Consider the following 20,222-nt stretch of genomic DNA (forward strand, 5'->3'; position numbering starts at 1 on the left):
AGGAGGGTTCTAACCCGCCTTACCACTCACGACAGCCGCGGCAGGCCGCTCAAGCGGGGAGGACGTTGACCAGCAGCTTGGACCGCGGCGCGATCAGGACGGTGTTGACCCGCTCCGGCTGGATCCGCTCGCGGAGCTTGCGCTCCAGCGGGTAGGTCCGGCCGCCGGCGCGCAGGCTGAACGATTCGAGGCTCTTGAACCCCTCCGGGCTGCGGTGCAGGCCGATCGGGTACTCGTCGGTGAGGTGGGCGCTGTCGAAGTCGTGCGTCCAGCCGGTGACCGCGACCAGCCGGCCGCCGAAGGCGTCGGCGAGGCGGCGCCAGCAGACGAACGCGAACCAGCCGGTGACCGCGCCGAGCGGGACCACGGTGCCCAATACCTCGCCGGAGGTCTCCGCCACGAGGGCGAGGCTCACCGTCACGGCGAGACCGGCGACGACCACGGCCGCGGTCAGCCAGAAGGTCAGGTCGAGCAGCGTGCCGCGCTGCGCGGGGTGGAGCCGGCCGTTGCGGTTGGCCAGCTCCACCTCGGGCCGGTCGTTCACTCGCCCTCACCCTCCGGGTGTTCCTTCTCGTAGGCATCCTGGGCCTCGTGGTAGCGGTCCTTGCCTGGTGACCATATTCAGTGAATGTGCGCTCGGCTGCTTGGACCCGTCGGCCCAGCCGAACTACTCTCGATCCCCCCCTCCAGGCCGGCAGAGTCGAGCGAGATGAACACACCTCAGCATCCGGACACCGCCACATCGGTCAATCAGCTGTCCGCCGAGTCGATCGGAAACGTTGTTCAGGCTGGGGCCATCTCCGGCGGGGTGCACATCATGGTCAAGCAGGAAGTTGCGCCCCAAGATCCAGCGCTGGGCACCTTCCTGTCCGGCCTTGCGGAGAATTCCACCCCGGTGTCGCCTGTGACTCCCGGCATGTCCGTCAGCGCACCGCTCGGCAGACTGCCACGGGAGATTCGGGGCCGGGGTGAGCTTCTCGATACGCTGGGCAGATCTGTTGACAACGGCGCGAACCAAGTTCACGTGCTCGCCGGCATGGGCGGGGTGGGCAAGTCGACGATCGCCCTTTCCCTGGTGAGCTCGCTGGAGCGCCGGAGGCGGTTTCGGCAGGCGAGAGCCACGTGGTGGGTTTCGGCCGCGGATCGCACCAGCTTCCTCGGCGGAATGGTGAGCGTCGCCCGTGCCTTGGGGAGCAGCCAAGCCGATCTCACCGCCATCGGCGCAGGAGCGCCGGACGGTGCCGATCGGGTGTGGTCGCTGCTCGACGCCGCACCACGACGCTGGCTGCTGGTCGTCGACAACGCGGACGACGTCTCGGTTCTCGCTACGGGCCGAGTCGGCGATGGCAACGGCTGGGTGCGCACGAGCCGACGAGGCATCACCGTGGTCACGACCCGTACCAGTGATCCGGCGACGTGGGGCAGCTTTGCGCGGCTGCACCGGTTGTCTCCGGTCGCGCATCCGGACGCGGCCCGGATCCTGCTGGACCTCGCTCCCGAGGCCGGCGACGCCGTGACGGCCGAACGGCTAGCTGCCAGATTGGGTGGGTTGCCACTCGCCCTCAAAACGGCAGCCACCTACCTCGCTTCGGATTTCGCCCAGGTCGCCTCCTTCGCCGAATACGTGCGGGCACTGGACACTGGTTCGACGTTTGCGCCAACGGCCCCCGGACCCGCCGAGCCACGCGAGACTGTCACGCAGACCTTCGAAATTTCCCTTGACGGCCTGGCCGTTCAAGGCTGTCCCGAAGCTCGCGCGATGTTGCGCATCCTGTCGTGCTTCGCACCGTGGACAGCCATACCCGTGTCGGCGCTCGATCCCTCACTACTCGCCCCGGCGCTTGGCGAACAGACAGCGGCTCGCGTCGAGTCAGTGCTGCGCAGTCTGGCCGGGGCCGCTCTGCTCGACGTCCAGCCGATCACGGTTTCCGGCAAAACCCAGGCCGCGCTGACCCTTCACCCGGTGGTCGTGGATTCGTGCCGCATCCAAGCGGCCGAGCACGCTCGCCGGACATCGGATCTAGCGATCTTCCGCGCCGCCGCCGGCGTTGCCGCAAATTTGGCAGATTCATGCCGGCAGAAGCTACTGGCCGACCTCGCCGATTACACACTCACTCACCTTCGGGCGATCCTCGACACCGCTGGCTCCTTTATCTCGGGTGACGAGTTGGTCGCATTGCTGAATTCGATATCCCGAGCGGTGAAGATATTGTACGGGCAGCTGTCCGTTCCCTATCAGATGGAGGCGCTCGTCCGTCATGCTTTGCGCGAGGCGGTCCGTTTGGGCGACGAACACGTCACCACTTGCAAACTCGAAAGCGCCTTGGGTGATGCCCTTTTCTGTGCTGGGCATACCGCAGAAGCGGAGATCGCCTATCAAAAAGCGCTGCATGGGTACGCTCGGCTTGTCGGAGGAGAGAATCGAGATACGCTCGATGCCCGCCACGGCCTCGGATTGGTTGTCGGGCATCAGGGGAGGTGGGCGGAAGCCAGGTCACACCTCGCTCAGGCGCTCGTCGAAACGGTCAAGATTTACGGGAACACAGATTTATGGACCCTGCAGCTGCGCCACTGCCTCGCCTGGGTGCAGGCAAGAGAAGGAAAATGGGAGGCGGCCGAAGACGGCTTCCGTGGAGTCTACTCGGATATCCTCGAGGCGCACGGCGAAGCGGTTAGTCAGGCACATGGAACGCTGAGCCATCTGGCGTGGACGGTCGAGCACCAGGGGCGATTCGGCGAGGCCACCGGCCTGTTCGAAAGGATGCTCGCGACGAGTACCAAGGCCGACGGAGCGAAGTCTCGGCGGGCGCTGTCCGCCCGTTTCAACCTGGCTCGGCTGGCCGTCGAACAAGGACGATGGCAGGCAGCGAAAGACGGACTCGATGGACTACTCGCGGACTACGAGAGTCTCACGCACCCGATCATCGAAGACGAAATCGATTGCCGCTTCTGGCTCGCCGAGCTGGAATTTCGTCAGGAGCGATTCGACGAAGCCGAGCGCCTCCTCGGCATCCTTCTCAAAACTGCAACGAACAACCTGGGAGCGACGCATCTTTCGACGCTCGCCGTGCGGCACACCATGGCCGTTGTCGCCCGGTCAAGGGGAGAGTCCGGCGCCGCTGAAGAGATTCTCCGTTCTATCTTGGTTGTCCAGGACAGGCTCCTGGGCCGGGGGAACCGGGACACACTGTGCACAGTCTGCGAGCTCGGCTGGGCGATCACCACGCAAGAGCGGTACGCCGAGGCCGCCGGGCACTTCACCCAGGTCATCGAATCGGAGACGGACCCCAGCGCGAGCCATCGGCTGTCCGCCCGGCACGGGCTGGCCTGGACTGCGGCACAGCAGGGTGACAACTCAGGATCGGCAGCCGAACTCCGCGCGATCCAAGACCAGTACCGGTCGCGGTTCAGTCCATGCCACGTCAACACACTCAAGGTGGCTTTCGACCTGGCTCAGGTCCTCGGAGCCCAGGGAGAAACGGAAGAGGCGCTAGGTACTTACGCGCACGTGCTGCAGGCGCGGATCGGGCTATTGGGTCCACGGCACCCGCTGGTCCGTAGGACTCGCGACGCGATGAAGCAACTCCGGCAATCTCGCAGGCAGGACGGTGTTCGGTAGTCCGGCCGCAGACCCGGTCTCATCGATGGCCGGTGCCACGATGCCGGTGGGCTGCTGGGTGGTATCGATCCGGGCACGCCTCGCCGCGGTCAGGGCCGCCTGGACCGACTGAGCGGTAGCAGCTCGCCGGGACGCGGTCCGAAGGCGATTCCCGATCGTCCCCCGCGGAGGTGGGACGCCGGGCGAGCGGGGAGGGTCCGGGATGAGGCCCGACGGAGGGGCGGGAGGTGGCTGCGACGGGCTCGGGACGCCCGTGTTGAGCGCGACCGGCTCAGGCTTCCGTAAACTCGGATCCAGCAGCGAGCGAGGTAGGTGAGGAACCGGTGGCCAACGCGGAGGAGCGCCGCTTCGACGTGCTGCGCGCGATCGTGGCCGACTACGTGTCCAACCAGGAGCCCGTCGGGTCCAAGGCGATCGTCGAGCGGCACAACCTGGGTGTGTCGAGCGCCACCGTGCGCAACGACATGGCGACGCTCGAAGAAGAGGGCTACATCACCCAGCCGCACACCAGTGCCGGCCGGGTCCCGACCGACAAGGGGTACCGCCTCTTCGTCGACCGGCTGTCGGAGATCAAGCCGCTGAGCGCCGCCGAGCGCCGGGCCATCACCACCTTCCTCGACAGCGGCACCGACCTCGACGACGTCCTCAAGCGCTCGGTGCGGCTGCTCGCGCAGCTGACCCGGCAGGTCGCCGTCGTCCAGTACCCGATGCTCACCAACGCCAAGGTGCGCCACCTCGAAGTGGTGCCGCTCACCCCGGCGCGGCTGATGCTGGTGCTGATCACCGACAACGGGCGCGTCGACCAGCGCACGGTCGACCTCGGCGACGTCGTCACCGAGGAGGACGTCGCGCGGCTCCGCACCGTGCTCAACGCGGCCATGTCCGGGCGGCGGCTCAACGACGCCGCGGCCCGCGTCGCCGAGCTGCCCGACAAGTCGCCCGGTGAGCTGCGGGACGCGCTCGTCCGCGTCACCACCGTGCTGGTCGAGTCGCTGGCCGAACACCCCGAAGAACGCCTGGTGCTCGGCGGCACCGCCAACCTCACGCGCAACGTCGCCGACTTCCCCGGCTCGCTGCGCCAGGTCCTGGAGGCGCTCGAGGAACAGGTCGTCGTGCTCAAGCTGCTGGCCGCCGCGCGCAACCCCGGTGCGATCACGGTGCGCATCGGTGAGGAAAATGAGGACGAGCAGATGCGCAGCACCTCGGTCGTCTCGATCGGCTACGGCCGCGACGACGTCGTGCTCGGAGGCATGGGGGTCGTCGGCCCGACCCGGATGGACTATCCGGGCACGATCGCCGCGGTGCGCGCGGTCGCCAACTACGTGGGGCAGATCCTGCACGGCCGCTGAGCCGGGCAGAGCAGAAGGAGAAGCAGAGACGGTGGCGAGGGACTACTACGGCATCCTCGGGGTGGCCAAGAACGCGAGCGATCAGGAGATCAAGCGCGCGTACCGGAAGCTGGCCCGGGAGCTGCACCCCGACGTCAACCCGTCGGAAGACGCGCAGCACAAGTTCGGCGAGGTCACGACGGCCTACGAGGTGCTGTCGGACCCGCAGAAGCGCAAGATCGTCGACCTCGGCGGCGACCCGATGGACGGTGGCGCGCGCGGCGGCGGTGGCGGCGACCCGTTCGCCGGCTTCGGCGGCCTCGGCGACATCATGGACGCCTTCTTCGGCGCGGCCGGCGGTGGCGGCGGTCGCGGGCGCGGCCCGCGCAGCCGCGTCCAGCCCGGCTCCGACGCCCTGATCCGGCTCGGCGTGACGCTCGAGGAGTGCGCGACCGGCGTCGACAAGGAAATCGCGGTCGACACGGCGATCGTCTGCGACCTCTGCCGCGGCGCGGGCACCAGCGAGGGCACCTCGGTCAAGACGTGCGACACCTGCGGCGGCGCCGGCGAGGTCCAGTCCGTCCAGCGGTCGTTCCTCGGCCAGGTCGTCACGGCCCGCCCCTGCCCGGTCTGCCGCGGCTTCGGCGAGGTCATCCCCGACCCCTGCCGCCAGTGCGGCGGCGACGGCCGCATCCGCGCCCGCCGCAACGTCACGGCGAAGATCCCGCCGGGCGTCGGCGACGGCATGCGCATCCGGCTCTCCGGCCAGGGCGAGGTCGGCCCCGGCGGCGGTCCCGCCGGCGACCTGTACGTCGAGATCGACGAAACCCCGCACGAGGTCTTCGTCCGGCAGGGCCACGACCTGCACTGCAACTTCCGGATCCCGATGACCACCGCCGCGCTCGGCGCCACGGTGCCCATCTCGACCCTCGTCGACGGCGACTACCAGCTCGACGTCGAACCGGGCACGCAGCCCAACGCCGAGCTCGTGCTCACCGGCAAGGGCATGCCCCGGCTGCGGTCCTCCGGCCGCGTTGACGGCCGCGGCGACCTGCACGTCCACATCGACGTCGTGGTCCCGACCAAGCTCGACGACGCCCAGCGCGAGCTCCTCGTCGAGCTCGCCCAGCAGCGCGGCGAAGAGGTCCCGACGCTGGCGTCCAACGGCAGCAAGCACGGCGGGCTGTTCTCCAAGCTCCGCGCCAAGAACCACCGCTGACCGTGCCCGACACCACCCTGCCGGTCTTCCTCGCCGCGTCGGTCCCGGCGTCGGGCCGCACGGTCCTCGACGGCGAGGAAGCCCGGCACGCGGCCACGGTGCGCCGCCTGCGGGCGGGGGAGCGGCTGGTGCTGTCCGACGGCGCCGGCGCGATGGCGCGGTGCGTCGTCGAAGGCGTCCAGGCCGGGCGGGACCCGCAGCTGACGCTGGCGGTCGAGTCGTCCTGGACCGAGGAGCCACCCGCGCTGCGGGTCCTGGTCGCGCAGGCACTGGCCAAGGGCGACCGCGGGGAACTCGCCGTCGAGCTCGCCACCGAAGCCGGGGCCGACGCGATCGTCCCGTGGCGCGCGGCCCGCAGCGTCGCCAAGTGGGAGGACGGCGGCCGCGGCGACAAAGCCCTCGCCCGCTGGCGCGCCACCGCCCGGGCAGCCGCCAAGCAGGCCCGGCGCGCCCACATCCCGGACGTCACCGAACCGGTGACCACGCGCGAACTCGCCGGGCTCGTCGCCACGATGTCGCTGGCGATCGTGCTCGAGTCCGACGTCCCCGAGCGGCTGACGGACCTGCCCCTGCCCGACACCGGAGACGTCCTGCTGGTCGTCGGACCCGAGGGCGGCATCACGGACGAGGAACTCCGCACCCTGCAAGACGCCGGGGCACGGGCCGTGCGCCTCGGGACCACCGTCCTGCGCACCTCGACGGCCGCCGCGGTGGCCCTGGGCGCGCTGGGAGCCCTCACCACCCGCTGGCGGTGAAAGATCACCTAAAAAAGACCCCCTGATTTTGCGCCCAGTTATGGCGCGATCACACTCCGACCCGTTACTCTCGTTTACTAACGCGCCACACACCGTTCTCGGCGCGCCACTGGGAAGAACACGGACCCCGCCGGGCACCTCCCCCCTCGGTCCGGCGGCCGCCGCGGTTGCGGTAGATCGACCCCCAGGGTCTACCGCGCCGCGGCATCTTCAGCCCCTCGCTTCGCTCGGGTCTCAGATGCCGCTTCGCGTTCGTTGTGTTTTCTGGGGGTCAAACCCCCAGACCCCCAGCCGGGGCGAGCCCCGGACCCCCGCGGCTGCCGCTGTGGGTGCTTTGCGTTCGGCGTGTTGGCTGCTCGGCGGCCTTCGGCCTTCTCGCTCGGTTGGGTTGGGTCCGTTGGGTCGGTTGGGTCCGTTGGGTCGGTTGGGGTGGGTCGGTAGGGTTTGGTCATGAGTGAGGATGAGACTCTCTTCGAGCGGATCATTGGTGGGGAGATCCCTGCTGATGTCGTCCATCAGGATGCTTCTACCTTTGCCTTTCGGGATATTCGGCCGCAGGCTCGGGTTCATGTGCTTGTTGTGCCCCGGAAGCGGTACCGGAATCTTGGGGAGCTTGCTGCCGGGGATCCGCAGCTTCTGGCCGATGTTGCTCTTGCCTGCCGGAAGGTTGCGGAGCGTGAGGGGATCCTCGAGAGTGGGTATCGGGTTGTCTTCAACACCGACTCCGATGCCGGGCAGACCGTCTTCCACGTTCATGCCCATGTGCTCGGCGGCGAGCCGCTGGGGTTGTTCGGGGCTCCCGAGGAGGACTAGGGAAACCGGCCTGCGTCCTGTCGGTGGGTGCCAGTAGCATCGGTGGGGTCCGTTCTCCCTCACCGAGAAAGCAGGCCTGAGGCCACGTGGCCGGAACCGTACCGGGTGGTGCCGCCCGACCCGACGTCCCCGGGGACGTCGCCAAGACCGAGGATGCCTCCGTCCAGGCCGCGCAGTCCCGGTTTCCCATTCCCGACGCCGCCGCGCTGAGCCTGCTCGGCTCGCGTGACGAGAACCTGCGGGTCGCCGAGGAACTCCTCGCCGCCGACGTGCACGTCCGCGGCAACGAAGTCACCCTGACCGGCACCCCCGCCGACGTCGCGTTCGCCGAGCGCGTCTTCGCCGAGCTCGTGCAGCTCGCCGCCGGCGGGCAGCAGGTCGGGCCGGACACCGTGCGCCGCACCGTCGGCATGCTCTCCACCGGCGACGCCTCGCCCGCCGAGGTGCTCAGCCTCAACATCGTCTCCCGCCGCGGGAAGACCATCCGGCCCAAGACGCTGAACCAGAAGCGGTACGTCGACGCCATCGACAAGCACACCGTCGTCTTCGGCATCGGCCCCGCCGGCACCGGCAAGACGTACCTGGCCATGGCGAAAGCCGTCCAGGCCCTGCAGGCCAAGCAGGTCACCCGCATCGTGCTGACCCGCCCCGCCGTCGAGGCGGGCGAGCGGCTCGGCTACCTGCCGGGCACCCTGAACGAGAAGATCGACCCCTACCTGCGGCCGCTCTACGACGCCCTGCACGACATGGTCGAGCCGGAGTCGATTCCGCGGCTCATGCAGGCCGGGACGATCGAAATCGCCCCACTGGCCTACATGCGCGGTAGGACGCTCAATGACGCCTTCATCATCCTCGACGAGGCCCAGAACACCACGCCCGAGCAGATGAAGATGTTCCTCACCCGGCTCGGCTTCGGGTCCAAGATCGTCGTCACCGGCGACATCACCCAGGTCGACCTGCCCAGCGGGCAGCGCAGCGGCCTGCGGGTCGTGCGCGACATCCTCACCGGCGTCGACGACCTCCACTTCGCCGAACTGACCAGCCAGGACGTCGTCCGGCACCGGCTCGTCGCGAGCATCGTCGACGCCTACGAGAAGTGGCAGGCCGTGCAGGACGCCCAGCAGAACGACGGCTGGAAGGGCAACCGGCGTTGAGCATCGAAATCGCCAACGAGTCCGGCGTCGACGTCGACGAGACGTCCATCGTCTCCGCCGCCCGCTACGCCCTCGACAAGATGGAGGTCAGCCCGCTCGCCGAGCTGTCCATCCTGCTCGTCACCCTCGACGTCATGGAAGACCTGCACGAACGCTGGATGGACCTCCCGGGCCCCACCGACGTCATGGCCTTCCCGATGGACGAGCTCGACTCCTCCCGCCGCCCCGACGCGCCCGACGCGTCGCCGGCCCTGCTCGGGGACATCGTGCTCTGCCCGGCGTTCGCCAAGGACCAGGCCAAGACCGCGGGCCACGCCCTGATCGACGAGCTGCACCTGCTCACCGTGCACGGCGTGCTCCACCTCCTCGGCTACGACCACGCCGAACCCGCCGAGGAACGCGAGATGTTCGCGCTCCAGAAGCGCATCCTCGGCGAGTACCAGGACGCCGTCGCCGCCCTGGACAAGCGGGACGCCCAGCGCAGCACCGACGACCGCGTCCTCGGCATCGCCGGCCTCGAGGCCCCCGCCGAACCACCCGCCGCCGGGGAAACGCCCTAGGCGCCAGCCATGGAACAGCTCTTCTTCGCGATCGCGCTCGTCCTCCTGGCCGGCGTGTTCGCGGCGGCCGACGCGGCCGTCAGCACCGTCTCGCAGGCCCGGGCCGACGGCCTCGCCCGGCTCGGGCTGCCCGGCGCCCGCCACCTCGCCGCCGTCGTCGCCGAGCGGCGGCGGCACATCAACCTGCTGCTCCTGCTCCGCCTCGGCTGCGAGCTCACGGCCACCGTGCTGGTCACGGTGTTCGTCGGCACCCGGCTGGCGCCGCTCGGCCTCGCCGTGCTGGTCGCGGCGGTCGTGATGGTCGTCGTCAGCTACGTCCTCATCGGCGTCGGCCCCCGCACCCTCGGCCGCCAGCACCCCTACCGCATCGGCCGGTACGTCGCCGGGCCCGTCCGCGTCCTCGGCTCGGTCCTCGGCCCGCTGTCCCGGCTGCTCATCCTCATCGGTAACGCGATCACCCCTGGCCAGGGCTTCCGCGAAGGTCCGTTCACCTCCGAGGTCGAGCTGCGCGAGCTCGTCGACCTGGCCCAGGAACGCGGCGTCGTCGAGGACTCCGAGCGCGAGATGATCCACTCGGTGTTCGAGCTCGGCGACACCGTCGCCCGCGAGGTCATGGTCCCGCGCACCGAGATCGTCTGGATCGAACGCACCAAGACCGTCCGGCAGGCCCTCGCCCTCGCCCTGCGCACCGGGTTCACCCGGCTGCCGGTGATCGACGAGTCCGTCGACGACATCGTCGGCGTCGTCAACATCAAGGACCTGATGACCGGCTACCTCGACCCGGACGGGCCGAGCACGGTCGTCGACTCGGTGATGAACCCGGCGTCCTTCGTCCCCGACTCGAAGCGCCTGGACGAGCTGCTCAAGGAGATGCAGCGCTCGCACAACCACATGGCGATCGCGGTCGACGAGTACGGCGGCACGGCGGGCCTGCTCACCATCGAGGACGTTCTCGAAGAGATCGTCGGCGAGATCACCGACGAGTCCGACGCCGACGAGCGCCCCGAAGTCGAGGAGCTCGACGGCGGCGCGGTCCGCGTCTCGTCCCGGATGACCGTCGACGACCTGGGCGAACTGTTCGGCATCGACCTCGAAGACCACGACGTGGAGACGGTGGGCGGGCTGCTCGCGGAACGACTGGGTAGGGTCCCGCTGCCGGGGGCCGAAGCCGAGGTCGCCGGCCTTCGGCTGTTCGCCGAAGGGGGCAAGGACCGGCGCGGCCGCATGCGGATCACCTCCGTGGTCGTGCACCCGGCCGACGCCGAGGCCATGACGGACCCCGTCGACCGGACGCGCCGCCGCACGCGCCTGCCCCACCCCGACGAACGCGACAGGAGCGTCGAACATGCCTGACCTCGAGGCCGAGGACCAGAAACTCGTCACGCTGGCCCGGTCCTCGCGCGCCCGCATCCAGGCCCCCGAGGGCGCCGCGGTCCGCGACACCGACGGCCGCACCTACGCCGCCGGCACGGTCGACCAGCCGTCGTTCAAGCTCACCGCGCTCCAGGCCGCGGTCGCCGCCGCGCTGTCCAGCGGCGCCGAGGGCATCGAAGCCGCCGCCGTCGTCAGCGAAGAGGGGCTGCTCAAGGGCGCGTCCGTGCACGCGGTCCGCGACATCGCGAAGTACGCGCCGATCATCCTCGCCGGCCCGGACGGCACGGTGCTCGAGGTGCTCGAGCGATGAGCGAGCACCGTTCCGGCTTCGCCTGCTTCGTCGGCCGGCCCAACGCCGGCAAGTCGACGCTGACCAACGCCCTCGTCGGCACCAAGGTCGCGATCACCTCCAGCAAGCCGCAGACCACCCGGCACGCCATCCGCGGCATCGTCCACCGGGAGGACGCCCAGCTCGTCCTCATCGACACGCCCGGCCTGCACCGCCCGCGCACCCTGCTCGGCGAGCGGCTCAACGACATCGTGCACACGACGTGGTCCGAAGTGGACGTCGTCGGCTTCTGCGTCCCGGCGAACGAGAAGATCGGCCCCGGCGACAAGTTCATCGCCGCCGAGCTGCAGAAGATCGCCAAGCGAACCCCGGTGATCGGCATCGTCACCAAGACCGACCTCGTCCAGCCCCAGCAGGTCGCCGAACAGTTGCTTGCCCTGCAGCAAGTGATGGAGTTCGCCGAGCTCGTCCCGGTGTCCGCAGTGGACGGCTTCCAGGTCGCCACCCTGGCCGACCTGCTGGTCCAGCGGCTGCCCGAGGGCCCGCAGCTCTACCCGGGCGGCGAGCTCACCGACGAGCCCGAGCAGACCCTGGTCGCCGAGCTGATCCGCGAGGCGGCGCTGGAAGGCGTCCGCGACGAGCTGCCGCACTCGATCGCCGTCACCGTCGAGGAGATGCTGCCCCGCGAAGGCCGCGACGACCTCATCGACGTGCACGCGTTCCTGTACGTGGAACGGCCCAGCCAGAAGGGGATCATCCTGGGGCACAAGGGCGAACGGCTGCGCGAGGTCGGCGCCGCCGCCCGCCGGAACATCGAGCGGCTGCTCGGCTCGAAGGTCTACCTCGACCTGCACATCAAGGTGGCCAAGGAGTGGCAGCGCGACCCCCGTCAGTTGCGTCGCCTGGGCTTCTGACCGGCGCGTTCACCGCGCGGGGGAGGATCAGCGGAATTCTCGGTCTCGATTCGGTCGCGGCGGGAGCAATCACCGGACGCGCGGCCACGCCGCCCCCTACAGTCGCGGCTTCGACCACACCGCGGCCGGTCGGGGAGGCAGCGGACCCGGTGGTCGTCTCTGGAGCACGACGAAGGGGAACAACCGATCATGACCGACAGCCAGGGCATGCCCAACTACCCCGGCGACCAGCCGAACCAGCCCGGCGGGCAGCCGCACTACCCCGGCGGGCAGCCGGGTGGCTACCAGCCGGGCCCGCCCCCGAGCAACTACCTCGTGTGGGCGATCCTCACCACGATCCTCTGCTGCCTCCCGTTCGGCATCGTGTCGATCGTGCAGGCCACCAAGGTGAACGGCCTGTGGGCGCAGGGTCAGACCGCGGCCGCGCAGGAGGCCGCCGACTCAGCCAAGAAGTGGGCGATCATCGCCGCGATCGTCGGTGTCGTGCTCAACGTGCTGTGGATCATCCTGCTGATCGCGGGCGCGTTCACGTTCAACGCGACGGTGCCTTCGCGATACTGACGTAACCGAGCAGCAGGAGGAACCCGGTGACCGACCAGTACCCGCCGCCGTACCCGCCCCCGGGCGGACCGCCACCCGGCTACGGCTACGGCTATGGCTACCCGCCCAACTACGGGCCGCCGCCGGAGAACGGCATGGTGTGGGCGATCCTGAGCACCGTGCTGTGCTGCCTGCCCCTGGGCGTCGTCGCGATCGTGAAGTCCAGCCAGGTGAACTCGCTGTGGTTCCAGGGCTTCCACGCCGAGGCGCAGAAGGCGGCCGACGACGCCCGCAAGTGGGCGATGTGGTCGGCCATCTCGACCGGGGTCCTCCTGCTGCTCTACATCGTCGTTTTCGTCGTCATCCTGGGCATCGGCGTCTCTTCGGCGGGGTTCCGGTAGTGACGGCCCCGACCGTCTACACGGGAGTCCCCGCGCACGGCGCCCGGGAGAAGCTGCGGGCGCTCGCCCCGCCGCTGGCCGTCGTGGCCGGGCTCGGCGTCTGCAGCGTGGTGGTCTGGGTCGGCGACCCGACCACCCCCGGCGGCTTCCTGCCGCTCTGCCCGACCAAGGCCCTGCTCGGCATCGACTGCCCGGGCTGCGGCGGCATGCGGATGGCGTACAGCCTGATGCACGGGAACATCCCGGCGGCCCTGCACTACAACGCCGTGTCGTTCGTCTTCGTGCTCCTGTTCGTGTGGAGCATGGCCGCGTGGACCCTCGGGCGGCTGCGCGGCCGCGCGATGAACAGCTGGCTGCACTGGAAGTGGACGCCCCTCGCGTTCACCGTCGTGTTCGTCGTCTGGTTCGTCATCCGCAACCTCCCGTTCGCCCCGTTCACCGGCCTGCGCGTCTGAGCTGCAGCCTGAGCAGCGCGGGCGGGGGCGAACCGAGTACGCTCCCGCGGACCGTGCCGTACGTCCGGGTCCTGCACGGGCCGTGCGGCGGAGTGACCAGCGAGGGGGAGACCCATGACCGATCCCTACGGTCAGCAGCCGTTCGGGCAGCAGCCCGGTGGCCAGCAGCCGTTCGGGCAGCCGCAGCCGGGGCAGCCGTACGGGCAGCCCACGCCCTACGGCCAGCCGACGCCCTACGGGCAGCCGGCGCCGTATGGCCAGCCCGCGCCGTTCGGCCAGCAGGGCAACCCCTTCGGGCCGCCGCGCAACTACGCGAGCTGGGGCCAGCGCGCGCTCGGCGCGCTCATCGACTTCGGGCCCGTCGTCCTGCTGTACGCGATCATCATCCCGCTGTCGTTCAGCGGGAACGGCGGTTCGATGCTGAGCCTGCTCGTCGCGCTGGCCTGGATCGGCTGGTCGGTCTACAACCGGTGGATCCAGCAGGGCAACACCGGTCAGTCGATCGGCAAGCGGGTCGCCAAGATCAAGCTGGTCCGCGAGGACACCGGGCAGCCGGTCGGCCCCGGCATGGCGTTCGTGCGCGATCTCGCCCACATCGTCGACAACGTCATCTGCTACGTCGGCTGGCTGTGGCCGCTCTGGGACGACAAGAGCCAGACCCTCGCCGACAAGATCATCGGCACCGTCGTGGTCAACGCCGACGACGCGGCCGCGCCGTTCGGGCAGCAGAGCGCGTCGTCGTCCGCCGCCGGCTTCCCGCCGCCGGGCCAGTTCGGCCAGCCGTCCTCCGGCGGGTTCCCGCAGCAGCCCCCGTCCGGTGGCTTCGGGGCCCAGCCGCCCTCCGGCGGGTTCGAGCAGCAGCCCGCACCGGGTGGCTTCGGCCAGCCGCAGCCGGGCGGGTTCGGCCAGCCGCCGTCCTCCGGAGGCTTCGGGGCCCAGCCGCCGCAGCCGCTGGCCCCGCCGCCGGGTGGCGGGGCGTTCGACGAGCAGGCCGAGCGCACCCAGATGCTGCGCCCGGGCGCCGGGAGCGGCCCGGCCTTCGACGAGCAGGCCGAGCGGACGCAGATGCTGCGCCCGGACGCGGCGGGCGAACCCGAGGCGACCCAGAAGATCCAGCCGGGCCAGTTCGGGCAGCCGCCGAACGAGCAGCGCTGACAGCTTTCCGCACCACCGCCGGGGCCTCCCGGCGGAAGTTCACGAATAGTTGGGGTACAACGTCATGACCAATCCCTACGGCCAGCAGCAGCCCTACGGCCAGCAGCCGCAGCAGCCCGGCTACGGCCCGCCGTCCGGCGGCATGCCCGCGCCCTACGGCCAGCCGGCGCCGTACGGGCAGCCCGCGCCGTACGGGCAGCAGCAGCCCTACGGCCAGCCGCCCACCGGCGGCTTCGGCGCGCCGGGCTACGGCACCCCCGGGTACGGCATGCCCGGCGGCGGCGACATCAACCAGATCAAGGACTACAAGGGCTGGGCGATCGCCTCGCTGTTCCTCGGCGGCATCATCCTCGGGATCTTCGCGATCATGAAGTCCAACGAGGTCGGCACGTACAAGATGCAGGGCAACTACATGATGGCGGAGCAGGCGTCGCGGACGACCAAGACGCTCTGCCTGGTCTCCTCGATCCTGGGTGGCCTCAGCTGCGTCCTGGTGCTGTTCGCGTTCCTCATCCCGCTGATCGCGTACGGCGTTTCCTGAGCCGGTTCACGCGGGGCGCTCCACCCCGGCATCGCCCGGAAGTGGGACGATGTCGGGGTGGTGAACCTCTACCGCGACACCGGGGTGGTGTTGCGCACGCACAAGCTGGGTGAAGCCGACCGGATCGTCACCCTGCTGACCCGGCGGCACGGCAAGGTCCGCGCCGTGGCGAAGGGCGTACGGCGAACGTCGTCGCGCTTCGGGGCGCGGCTGGAGCCGTTCGGCCACGTCGACGTGCAGTTCTACACCGGGCGCACGCTCGACGTGATCACGCAGGTCGAGACCGTCGACGCGTTCCAGCTGCCGCTGGTCGCCGACTACCAGGCCTACACCGCGGCCAGCGCGATCGCCGAAACCGCGGACCGGCTCTCGGCCGAAGAGGGCGAGCCGGTGCTCAAGCTGTACCTCCTCGTCGTCGGCGCGCTGCGGGCGCTGGCCGAGGGGCAGCGCGACTGCTCCCTCGTGCTCGACGCGTTCTTCCTCCGCGCGATGTCCTACGCCGGCTGGGCGCCCGCGCTCACCGAATGCGCCCGCTGCGGCCTGCCCGGTCCGCACACCGCGTTCAGCGTCGCCGCGGGCGGCTCGATGTGCCAGGACTGCCGCGTCCCGGGGTCCGTGCACCCGGCGCCCGAGGTCCTGGACCTGCTCACCGCCCTGCTGCACGGCGAATGGCTGCTGGCCGAGTCGACCCTGCCCGGCACCCGCCGTGACGCGAGCGGCCTGGTCGCGGCCCACCTGCAGTGGCACCTGGAGCGGCAGCTGAGGTCGCTGCCCCTGGTCGAGCGACGCGCCCGGGAGAGCGTGGTGCCCGGGCAGTAGGGTCGGGCCCGACCGGTTTCACCCATCCAGGGAGGCTCGCAGTGCTGCGCAGGGGACGCGAGAACAAGGCGTCGCGATACGAGCTGCGGGCCCCGGATCCGCACCCGTCGGGCGCGAAACCCCCGGAGATCCCGCGCGAGCTGGTGCCCAAGCACGTCGCGCTGGTCATGGACGGCAACGGGCGCTGGGCCAACCAGCGCGGCCTGCCGCGGATCGAAGGCCACAAACGCGGCGAAGCCGTGATGATCGACGTGGCCAGCGGCGCGGTCGAGCTCGGCGTCAAGTGGCTGTCGGTGTACGCGTTCTCGACGGAGAACTGGAAGCGCAGCCCCGAAGAGGTGCGGTTCCTGATGGGCTTCAACCGCGACACCATCCGCCGCCAGGTCGACTACCTCGGCTCGATCGGCGTGCGCATCCGCTGGGCCGGGCGGCGGCCGAAGCTGTGGGCGTCGGTGATCAAGGAGCTGCAGGCGGCCGAGGAGAAGACCAAGCACAACACGGCGCTGAACATGACCATGTGCGTCAACTACGGCGGCCGCGCCGAGCTGGGTGACGCGATGCAGCGGATCGCGCAGGACGTCGCCGCCGGCAAGCTGGATCCCGGCAAGGTGAACGAGAAGACCATCGGGAAGTACCTGTACCAGCCCGAGATGCCGGACGTGGACCTGTTCCTGCGGCCCTCCGGCGAGCAGCGGACGTCGAACTTCCTGCTGTGGCAGTCGGCCTACGCGGAGATGGTCTACCAGGACACGCTGTTCCCGGACTTCGACCGGACCCACCTCTGGCGGGCCTGCCTGGAGTTCGCGAAGCGGGACCGCCGCTTCGGTGGCGCGGTCGACCAGGCGGCTTCTTCGTGAGCGCCACCGAAGCGGTCGAGACCGCGGAACTGCTGACGCGGGCCCGGGAGGCCCTGGAGCGCTACCTCGAGGTGCACGTCGACGACGACGGCGCACTGACGTTCTCCCACGGCGGCGTCCCGTGCGTGATCCAGGCGACCCGGCTCGGCGAGGGCCTCACCGTGCTCACGTTGACGTGCGTGGTCGGCTGGGACCTCGCGGACGAGCCCGCGCTTTCGATCGCCGTGGCCGAGCGGGCCGGGCAGGGGCTGTTCGGGACGCTCGGGATCGGGCACTCGGACAACGGCGTAGACGTGACGCTGCGGTACGCGTTCCCCGCGGCCGGGCTGGACGAGGCGGCGCTCGGGACGTTGCTGATGCTGGTCGTGTCGACGGCGTCGCAGCTGCGGACCGATCTGCCCGGAATCGTGCCCGGCGACTGACCCGTCCGGGGTGGATTTTCCGCCGCGAACGGAGGATTCCGTACCGAAACGGACCGTGATCCTCCGTTCGCGGCCCGTGCGGGTCGTCCGGTGTCGGACGGCCCTGGCATCATCGCCGTCGTGAACATCGTTTCCGACACCGCGGCCGAGCCCGGCCGGCGCACGCGCCGGTTCCGGATCAGCTCGGTCGAAGTGCTGTGCGCGATCCTGCTGGTCGCCATCCTCGCGCAGGGCTGGCTGCAGCAGGTGTTCGACGTGCCCGCGCTGCGCACCGGCTCGACCGTGTTCGTCGCCGTCTGCGTGCAGGCGTTGCCGTTCCTGGTGCTGGGGGTGCTGATCAGCGGGGCCATCGCCGCGTTCGTGCCCGCCCGCGTGCTGGAGAAGGTGCTGCCGCGCCGGGCCGGTGCGGCCGTCGGCGTCGCCGGGCTGGCCGGGGTCGCCCTGCCGGGCTGCGAGTGCGCTTCGGTGCCCGTGGCGCGGCGGCTGATGGGGCAGGGCGTGGCCCCGGCGGCGGCGCTGACGTTCCTGCTCGCGGCGCCGGCGGTGAACCCGGTGGTGCTGGTGGCCACCGCGGTCGCGTTCCCCGGCAAGCCGGAGATGGTGTTCGCGCGGTTCGCCGGCTCGCTCGCCACGGCGATGGTGATGGGCTGGCTGTGGGCCCGCTGGGGCAAGCTCGAGTGGATCACTTCCCGTGCCCTGCAACGGCTGCCGGACGTGGCGGGTGGCCGGCGGTGGCGCGTGTTCGCCGAGACCGCGCGCACGGATTTGGTGGAGGCGGGCGGTTTCCTGGTGCTGGGGGCGTTGATTTCGTCGGCGCTGAACGTGCTGGTGCCGGCTCGCTGGTTCGGCGTGCTGGGCGGTCAGCTGGTGCTGGGCGTGGTGGTGATGGCGGTGCTGGCGGTGGTGCTGGCGCTGTGCAGCGAGGCGGACGCGTTCGTGGCGGCGTCGCTGACGGCGTTGCCGCTGCTGCCGAAGCTGGTGTTCCTGGTCGTCGGGCCGGCGATCGACGTCAAGCTGTTCGCGTTGCAGGCGGGGACGTTCGGCCGGTCGTTCGCGGCCCGGTTCGCGCCGGTGACGTTCGTGGTGGCGGTGGTGTGCGCCCTCGGCGCCGGATTCCTGGTGGGGGTCGCGTGAAACGGGAGACCCAGAACATCCTGCTGATCCTGCTCGGCGGGGCGCTGGTCAAGATCGCGCTCAACGGCGACTACCTGCGGTACGTCAAGCCGGCGCAGCAGCCGTGGATCATCGCCGGCGGCGCGGTGATGGTGCTGCTGGGCGCGGTCGCCATCGTGCGCGACCTGCTGGCCCGGCGGGCTGTCCCGGACGAGCACGACGGCCACTCGCACTCGGCGCGGCCGGCCTGGCTGCTGCTGGTGCCGGTGCTGGCGGTGTTCCTGGTCGCGCCGCCGGCCCTGGGCGCGGACTCGGTGATCCGCACGGAGGCCCGCGTCCCGGCGAGCGCGGCCGCGGCCAACGCGGCGGCGTTCCCGCCGCTGCCGGCCGGGAACGTGGTCCCGTTGCCGGTGAACGACTTCGTCAGCCGCGCGGGCTGGGACGCGGCGGGCACGCTGAACGGCCGCACGGTGTCGCTGACGGGGTTCGTCGTGCACGCGGAAGGCCGGACGTTGCTGGCCCGCCTGGTGATCAGCTGCTGCGCGGCGGACGCGTTCCCGGTGACGGTCCGCCTCCGCGGCGGCGAAGCCGACCACTTCGCGAGCGACGCCTGGATCCAGGTGACGGGCCAGGTGGTCCCGGGCACGGCTACGAAGGCGAACAACTACACCCCCGACTTCACCCCGGCCTCGGTGACCACGGTCCCCACCCCCAAAGACCCGTACGAATACTGAACCCAGCCGGACGACACGCGTACCCAGAAGGACGACACGCGTACCTCGATGGACGACACGAGCTGGCCGGGGTGCTGGGGGCCGTGTCGTCCGCCCAGGTACGCGTGTCGTCCGTGCAGGTACGCGTGTCGTCCGGTGGGTCAGTGCTCGGCGCAGGTGCCGGTGATCTCCACCGTGTGGGAGATCTCCGAGAAGCCGTGCTCGGCCGCGATCTTCTCGGCCCAGCGCTCGACCGCCGGGCCCTCGACCTCGACCGTGCGCCCGCACAGCCGGCACACCAGGTGATGGTGGTGGTGGGCCGAGCACCGGCGGTAGATCGCCTCGCCCGAGTCCGTGCGCAGCACGTCGATCTCGCCGGCCTCGGACAGGGACTGCAGGGTGCGGTACACCGTCGTCAGGCCGATGCCGTCGCCGCGTTTGCGCAGCTCGTCGTGCAGTTCCTGGGCCGACCGGAAGTCGTCGATGGTGCTGAGCAGCTCGACGACCGCGGCCCGCTGCCGGGTGGATCGGCGCCCGGGCACCGGGGCCTGGCTGCGCGACGGGGCCGTGTTCATCACTTTCCTTCCTGCACGTGGGCGACGGCGTCGACCACGATGTGCGCGAGGTGGTCGTCGGCGAGCCGGTAGACGACCTCGCGGCCGCGGCGCTCGCCCTGGACCACCCCGGCCGTCTTCAGCACCCGCAGGTGCTGGCTGATCAGCGGCTGCGCGACGTCGAGGGCGTCCACCAGCTCGTGCACGCACCGGTCGCCCTCGCGCAGCTGCAGCACGATCGCGATCCGGACCGGCGCCGCGAGGGCGCGCAGCAGGTCACCGGCGTCGCCGAGGACCGCGGGCGACAGCCGGGCCGGGGACGCCGGGGTGCACTCCGCGAGCCCCGGCCGGCCGTCGCTGCCGGTCACCGTCGCCATTCCCGCCTCCCACGCGCTCGTCCGCGACCATGAATTCCGTAGTCATTGCCGATAACGGCGCCGCCCATCCTAGTGTTCCCCCGGCCGTGACCTCCGCCTCGGCGCCGAGCTGCGGGGTACGGCCGGTCGTATTACCCCATCCGGGTGAGTTCGTGGGATATTGGCCCTTCCGCTTCGCATGCGGTGGCCGACGGTGCAAGGTTGTCGCGGAGAGTTTCGTCGCTTCTCGTACGCTGACGACCCGCCTGAG

23 protein-coding genes are annotated in these 20,222 nt (G+C 70.4%); 20 read left to right on the plus strand and 3 right to left on the minus strand.

All coding sequences use genetic code 11. The annotated features are described in order from the left end of the window. Window positions 1-49: 49 nt before the first annotated feature. The gene (locus OO60_RS09255; protein ID WP_003091138.1) at window positions 50-544 is read right to left on the minus strand and encodes a hypothetical protein; all 495 of its coding nucleotides are present in this window, start codon (window positions 542-544) and stop codon (window positions 50-52) included. 165 nt (window positions 545-709) lie between these two features. Between OO60_RS09255 and OO60_RS09260 the strand changes: the two genes are divergently transcribed. The 20 genes from OO60_RS09260 to OO60_RS09355 all read left to right on the plus strand — a co-directional run bounded on the left by OO60_RS09260 (window position 710) and on the right by OO60_RS09355 (window position 19,062). After that, window positions 710-3,619 (plus strand): tetratricopeptide repeat protein, encoded by a 2,910-nt coding sequence (locus tag OO60_RS09260; protein ID WP_033261188.1) that lies wholly within the window; start codon window positions 710-712, stop codon window positions 3,617-3,619. A gap of 323 nt (window positions 3,620-3,942) precedes the next feature. Then, window positions 3,943-4,968 carry a heat-inducible transcriptional repressor HrcA gene (gene hrcA / locus OO60_RS09265; protein WP_003091142.1) on the plus strand — a complete coding sequence of 342 codons (1,026 nt, stop codon included), beginning with the start codon at window positions 3,943-3,945 and terminating at the stop codon, window positions 4,966-4,968. Between the two features lie 31 nt (window positions 4,969-4,999). After that, window positions 5,000-6,166 (plus strand): molecular chaperone DnaJ, encoded by a 1,167-nt coding sequence (dnaJ, locus tag OO60_RS09270; protein ID WP_003091147.1) that lies wholly within the window; start codon window positions 5,000-5,002, stop codon window positions 6,164-6,166. Between the two features lie 2 nt (window positions 6,167-6,168). After that, on the plus strand, window positions 6,169-6,921 hold the full coding sequence (locus tag OO60_RS09275; protein ID WP_003091156.1) for a 16S rRNA (uracil(1498)-N(3))-methyltransferase: 753 nt from the start codon (window positions 6,169-6,171) through the stop codon (window positions 6,919-6,921). Between the two features lie 450 nt (window positions 6,922-7,371). Next, the gene (locus tag OO60_RS09280) at window positions 7,372-7,734 is read left to right on the plus strand and encodes a histidine triad nucleotide-binding protein (protein WP_003091158.1); all 363 of its coding nucleotides are present in this window, start codon (window positions 7,372-7,374) and stop codon (window positions 7,732-7,734) included. 86 nt (window positions 7,735-7,820) lie between these two features. Beyond that, entirely contained in the window at window positions 7,821-8,888 is a 1,068-nt protein-coding gene (locus tag OO60_RS09285) for a PhoH family protein (RefSeq protein ID WP_003091160.1), read from the plus strand. Then, complete coding sequence (gene ybeY / locus OO60_RS09290) at window positions 8,885-9,448, plus strand: rRNA maturation RNase YbeY (protein ID WP_003091162.1); 564 nt, start codon at window positions 8,885-8,887, stop codon at window positions 9,446-9,448. The genes OO60_RS09285 and ybeY overlap by 4 nt, the downstream gene beginning before the upstream one ends. A 9-nt stretch (window positions 9,449-9,457) precedes the next feature. Next, window positions 9,458-10,801, plus strand: coding sequence for a hemolysin family protein (locus OO60_RS09295; RefSeq protein WP_033261189.1), 1,344 nt, complete (start codon window positions 9,458-9,460; stop codon window positions 10,799-10,801). Further along, window positions 10,794-11,132, plus strand: a complete 339-nt coding sequence (locus OO60_RS09300) for a hypothetical protein (protein ID WP_004560937.1) — start codon at window positions 10,794-10,796, stop codon at window positions 11,130-11,132. The genes OO60_RS09295 and OO60_RS09300 overlap by 8 nt, the downstream gene beginning before the upstream one ends. After that, window positions 11,129-12,025 (plus strand): GTPase Era, encoded by an 897-nt coding sequence (gene era / locus OO60_RS09305; RefSeq protein ID WP_004560936.1) that lies wholly within the window; start codon window positions 11,129-11,131, stop codon window positions 12,023-12,025. Before OO60_RS09300 ends, era begins: the two co-directional genes overlap by 4 nt. Before the next feature lie 189 nt (window positions 12,026-12,214). Then, window positions 12,215-12,586 carry a CD225/dispanin family protein gene (locus OO60_RS09310; RefSeq protein WP_004560935.1) on the plus strand — a complete coding sequence of 124 codons (372 nt, stop codon included), beginning with the start codon at window positions 12,215-12,217 and terminating at the stop codon, window positions 12,584-12,586. Window positions 12,587-12,612: 26 nt separating this feature from the next. Then, window positions 12,613-12,966 (plus strand): CD225/dispanin family protein, encoded by a 354-nt coding sequence (locus tag OO60_RS09315; RefSeq protein ID WP_004560934.1) that lies wholly within the window; start codon window positions 12,613-12,615, stop codon window positions 12,964-12,966. Next, the gene (locus tag OO60_RS09320) at window positions 12,966-13,421 is read left to right on the plus strand and encodes a DUF2752 domain-containing protein (protein ID WP_004560933.1); all 456 of its coding nucleotides are present in this window, start codon (window positions 12,966-12,968) and stop codon (window positions 13,419-13,421) included. Before OO60_RS09315 ends, OO60_RS09320 begins: the two co-directional genes overlap by 1 nt. Before the next feature lie 114 nt (window positions 13,422-13,535). Next, on the plus strand, window positions 13,536-14,576 hold the full coding sequence (locus OO60_RS09325; RefSeq protein ID WP_004560932.1) for an RDD family protein: 1,041 nt from the start codon (window positions 13,536-13,538) through the stop codon (window positions 14,574-14,576). Between the two features lie 64 nt (window positions 14,577-14,640). Next, complete coding sequence (locus OO60_RS09330; RefSeq protein ID WP_004560931.1) at window positions 14,641-15,117, plus strand: CD225/dispanin family protein; 477 nt, start codon at window positions 14,641-14,643, stop codon at window positions 15,115-15,117. Between the two features lie 57 nt (window positions 15,118-15,174). Beyond that, window positions 15,175-15,936 (plus strand): DNA repair protein RecO, encoded by a 762-nt coding sequence (gene recO / locus OO60_RS09335; RefSeq protein ID WP_004560930.1) that lies wholly within the window; start codon window positions 15,175-15,177, stop codon window positions 15,934-15,936. A gap of 41 nt (window positions 15,937-15,977) precedes the next feature. Beyond that, entirely contained in the window at window positions 15,978-16,793 is an 816-nt protein-coding gene (locus OO60_RS09340; protein ID WP_004560929.1) for an isoprenyl transferase, read from the plus strand. Next, on the plus strand, window positions 16,790-17,215 hold the full coding sequence (locus tag OO60_RS09345) for a YbjN domain-containing protein (RefSeq protein ID WP_004560928.1): 426 nt from the start codon (window positions 16,790-16,792) through the stop codon (window positions 17,213-17,215). The genes OO60_RS09340 and OO60_RS09345 overlap by 4 nt, the downstream gene beginning before the upstream one ends. Window positions 17,216-17,341: 126 nt before the next feature. Next, on the plus strand, window positions 17,342-18,349 hold the full coding sequence (locus OO60_RS09350; protein WP_162146257.1) for a permease: 1,008 nt from the start codon (window positions 17,342-17,344) through the stop codon (window positions 18,347-18,349). Then, window positions 18,346-19,062, plus strand: coding sequence for a TIGR03943 family putative permease subunit (locus OO60_RS09355; protein WP_004560926.1), 717 nt, complete (start codon window positions 18,346-18,348; stop codon window positions 19,060-19,062). The genes OO60_RS09350 and OO60_RS09355 overlap by 4 nt, the downstream gene beginning before the upstream one ends. A 140-nt stretch (window positions 19,063-19,202) precedes the next feature. On the opposite strand, the gene OO60_RS09360 is transcribed toward OO60_RS09355, so the two are convergent. Then, window positions 19,203-19,616 (minus strand): Fur family transcriptional regulator, encoded by a 414-nt coding sequence (locus OO60_RS09360; protein ID WP_004560925.1) that lies wholly within the window; start codon window positions 19,614-19,616, stop codon window positions 19,203-19,205. After that, a complete protein-coding gene (locus OO60_RS09365) occupies window positions 19,616-19,972 on the minus strand; it encodes an ArsR/SmtB family transcription factor (protein WP_004560924.1) in 357 nt (118 codons plus the stop codon). Before OO60_RS09365 ends, OO60_RS09360 begins: the two co-directional genes overlap by 1 nt. Window positions 19,973-20,222: the final 250 nt, after the last annotated feature.

The sequence above is a fragment of the Amycolatopsis vancoresmycina genome, from assembly GCF_000716785.1.
Taxonomy (GTDB): domain Bacteria; phylum Actinomycetota; class Actinomycetes; order Mycobacteriales; family Pseudonocardiaceae; genus Amycolatopsis; species Amycolatopsis vancoresmycina.